This window comes from Mesorhizobium sp. M7A.F.Ca.AU.002.02.1.1, assembly GCF_003998535.1.
GTDB lineage: Bacteria > Pseudomonadota > Alphaproteobacteria > Rhizobiales > Rhizobiaceae > Mesorhizobium > Mesorhizobium ciceri.
In genome coordinates, this window is the sequence record NZ_RZPB01000707.1 from 1 (window position 1) to 3,107 (window position 3,107).

Here is a 3,107-nt window from a genome sequence, read left to right on the forward strand (position 1 = left end):
GTATGAAGGACCATCGGGAAAGTTCTGCGCTACTTGTGCCGCATCACCGCCGAGGCCGTGCTGGAAGACGACGGGAGGCCTGCCCTGCCCCGTGTCGAAGACACGAAGCGATGCATCGTCGCGAAGCAGGATCGCCGGCGCGGCGCCCATCAGAGGAGTCCCCGCAGAAAGGCTGCGACGCCGGGGGCTTCATCGGCGGACAGCCCGTGGGTGACGAGCGATCCGTCGAAGCCCGCTGCCTTCAGCCGTGAAACAAAATGCGGAAAATCGACGATGCCTTGTCCGGCGGTGGCAAAGCGGCCGTCACCAGAGCGATCCTTGGCGTGCGCCATGGCGATATGGCCGGCAGCCTCGTCGATCGCGGCGGCGACGATGGCGCGCGCTTCGTGTGGCGTCGCGTGCTCGAACAGGTTCGCCGGATCGAGCACGATCTTCAGATGCTTCGATCCCATTTCGGCGATCAGCCTGGTCGCGTCCCTGGCCGAGGTAACGATGTTGGCCTGCTCGGGCTCGATGCCGAGATCGACGCCGGCGTCTTCGGCAAGCGCCAGCGCTTTCTCCATCTCGGCGGCCATGTCGGACCAAGCGGCCGGCGTGCTATTGTCGGGATGATACGCCCATTGATCGGCGGCATTGCGCGAGCCGGTGCAGAGCGTGACCAGCGGAATACCGAGGGCCGCCGCCGCCTCGATGACGACGGCAAGACGGCGAAGACCATCGTCGCGCACAGCCTTGTCGGGATGCGCCATGTTGTAGGTGCCCGACAGCGCGGCCAGCGAAACGCCTGACGATCGCACTGCGGCACGGACGGAAGCGATGGCATCTGCCGGCACGACATCCGGCATCGACGGCAGGCCGGCGCAGGCGAGATTGAACTGCGTCGTCTCATAGCCAGCCTGCTTAACCGCCGTCAGCACGGCAGCCGGCTCTGTGCCGGCAAATGTCTTGGCGAAAATGCCGAGACGCATCAGACCGCTCCCGAAACCGAGGCGAGTTCGACCCGTTCACCTGTCTCGACCGAACGCGCGATGGCGACCATGGCGCGGATCGAGGCGATACCGTCCTCGACATTGGCGCCGCGCATCGGCGTGCCGTTCAGGACTGTATCCGCTAGGCCTTCCAGTTGGCGGCGGAAGAAGTGGCCGTCGGCGCCGAGCGGCTTGTGGGCGGTGGCGGTCTTCTCGTGAAATATCTCGACCTCGCTGGCGCGGAAGTACCAGGGGTTGAAGGTTTTCGCGATGACGGAGCCGTTCTCGCCATAGAGCTGAAAACCTTCGTGCCAGTCCATGCGCACGGCAACGGTCAGGTCGAGATGCCCGAGCGCGCCGCTGGCGAACTCGGTCTCGACGAACCAGCAATAGGCGCCGAATTTCTCATTGAGGCGGGCGCGCACGGCAACGATATCGCCGCACAGGAAACGCGCCGTATCGACGAGATGCGAGCCGTGCGCCAGCATGAAATATTGCCTGAGATCAGCCTTGGGATTGCCGGTCGGCTTCTTCGCCAGCTTGCTGGTGACCGGCAGCGGCTGAATGGCATCGGTGTTGGTGTAGCGATGGGTGGAATCGCAGTACCAGGCCTTCAGCGCCAGCACCTCGCCGATCTCGTCGCGGACGAAGTCGTGCGCGGCCTCCAGCGCCGGGTCGAAGCGCTTCATATGCCCGACCTGCAGCACCTTGCCCGAGCGCCTGACCGCCTGGGCCAGCGCCTCGCCTTCCTCCACCGAGGTGCCGATCGGCTTTTCGCACAGGACATGCTTTCCCGCATCGAGCGCCTTGATCGACATCGGCACGTGATAGGCGTCCGACGTGGCGACGATCACCGCTTCCAGTTCGGGATCGGCGAGCATGGCGTCGTAGTCGGCATACATCTTTTGCGGCTCGTAGGTGGCGCCCATGCGGGCGAGCAGATCGGGTGCCGCGTCGCAGATGGCGTAGAGGTCGGCATTCCCAGCCTTCACGCAGGATTGCAGATGCGCGAACTGCGCGATGGGGCCGCAGCCGAGCACACCGACCCTGAGGCGTCTGTCCTGTTTCTTGATCATCGTCTCGTTCTTCAGGCGCCCAAGCTGCGCATTGTCTGGCGGTTGGTTTTTACCGCGCCGGCGGGATCGGCGGCGGCCGTTTCGGATTCCTCCTCCAGCACCAGCCAGCCGTTGAAGCGCGGTGCGGTGTTGGCGATCTCGATCACCGCCGGCGTGTCGCAGACGCCCTTGCCGAGCATGGCCCAGCTGCCGTTGGCATCGACGTCCTTGAGGTGGATGTAGCGGATGCGGTCGCGGTAGGTGCGCAGCGTATCGGACATGTCCTTGTGGCCGCGCAGTATATGGCCGGTATCCGGTACCCAGCCGACCAGGTCGGGGTCGAGCAAGGCAAAGATCGCGTCGTAATCGGCGCGGTCGAACAGCAGCGTGTTGTGGTGCGAGCTGGGATGCACCGCGACCTGAACACCGTCCCTGCGGCCAAGCTCGCCGGCCTGGTTGTAGACCTCGGCCGCGATGGCGAACTTCTCGTCGCGCGGGCCGTCGGACACCACCGTGGCCGAGCCCATCGACACCAGCGCATTCGGGAAGGCGGCGGCGAAATCGATCCAGCGTTTGGCGGTTTCGAGGTCGGCGCCGATCTCCTCCTTCGACGTAAAACCGCTGTGCGAGCCAAAGGCGAAGGAAACCAGCGTCAGCCCCCACGCCTTCAGCGCGGCGGCGAACTCCTCCGGCTTGTTGCCATAATGTCCGATCATGGTGTCGGTGATCTCGATGCCGGCATAGCCACCGTCAGAGATCGCCCTCAGCAGATCGTCGGGGCCGCCGGTGAACCGGTCTCCCAGCATTTCCCAGGTGAAGGTCTGGCAGCCGACTTTGAGGTCTTTCACGTTCATCCTTTCAATCCTTGATACCGCTTATTGATTGATGCCACCCTGCGTCGCCGTGGGATGAACATCCTACTTGACCGAGCCCGCGGTCATGCCGGCGAGGAAGTATCTCTGGGCAACGAGGTAGATGAGCAAGAGCGGTAGCGAGCCGAGCACGCTCATCGCCATCATCTGGTTCCATTCGAAGGCATGCTGCCCCATCAACAGCTGGATGCCGATCGGGACCGTGCGCATGG

Annotated in this window: 3 protein-coding genes and 2 pseudogenes; all 5 read right to left on the reverse strand. The window is 64.2% G+C overall.

Features of this window, described 5'->3' with window-relative positions:
- A pseudogene (locus EN879_RS40250) lies at positions 1-150 on the reverse strand (alpha/beta hydrolase); the annotation flags it as partial.
- Positions 150-968 carry a sugar phosphate isomerase/epimerase gene (locus EN879_RS29810; protein ID WP_063167592.1) on the reverse strand — a complete coding sequence of 273 codons (819 nt, stop codon included), beginning with the start codon at positions 966-968 and terminating at the stop codon, positions 150-152. The pseudogene EN879_RS40250 and the gene EN879_RS29810, both read right to left, overlap by 1 nt.
- Positions 968-2,044, reverse strand: coding sequence for a Gfo/Idh/MocA family oxidoreductase (locus EN879_RS29815; protein WP_063167591.1), 1,077 nt, complete (start codon positions 2,042-2,044; stop codon positions 968-970). The genes EN879_RS29810 and EN879_RS29815 overlap by 1 nt, the downstream gene beginning before the upstream one ends.
- Before the next feature lie 11 nt (positions 2,045-2,055).
- Positions 2,056-2,877, reverse strand: coding sequence for a sugar phosphate isomerase/epimerase (locus EN879_RS29820; protein ID WP_063167590.1), 822 nt, complete (start codon positions 2,875-2,877; stop codon positions 2,056-2,058).
- Positions 2,878-2,940: 63 nt separating this feature from the next.
- Positions 2,941-3,107 (reverse strand): annotated as a pseudogene (locus EN879_RS29825) (carbohydrate ABC transporter permease); the annotation flags it as partial.

What these genes read in the sequence shown, in the direction of transcription:
- EN879_RS29810 (WP_063167592.1), bottom strand. Translation starts at nt 968, where the DNA reads ATGCGTCTCGGCATTTTCGCCAAGACATTTGCCGGCACAGAGCCGGCT.
- EN879_RS29815 (WP_063167591.1), bottom strand. Translation starts at nt 2,044, where the DNA reads ATGATCAAGAAACAGGACAGACGCCTCAGGGTCGGTGTGCTCGGCTGC.
- EN879_RS29820 (WP_063167590.1), bottom strand. Translation starts at nt 2,877, where the DNA reads ATGAACGTGAAAGACCTCAAAGTCGGCTGCCAGACCTTCACCTGGGAA.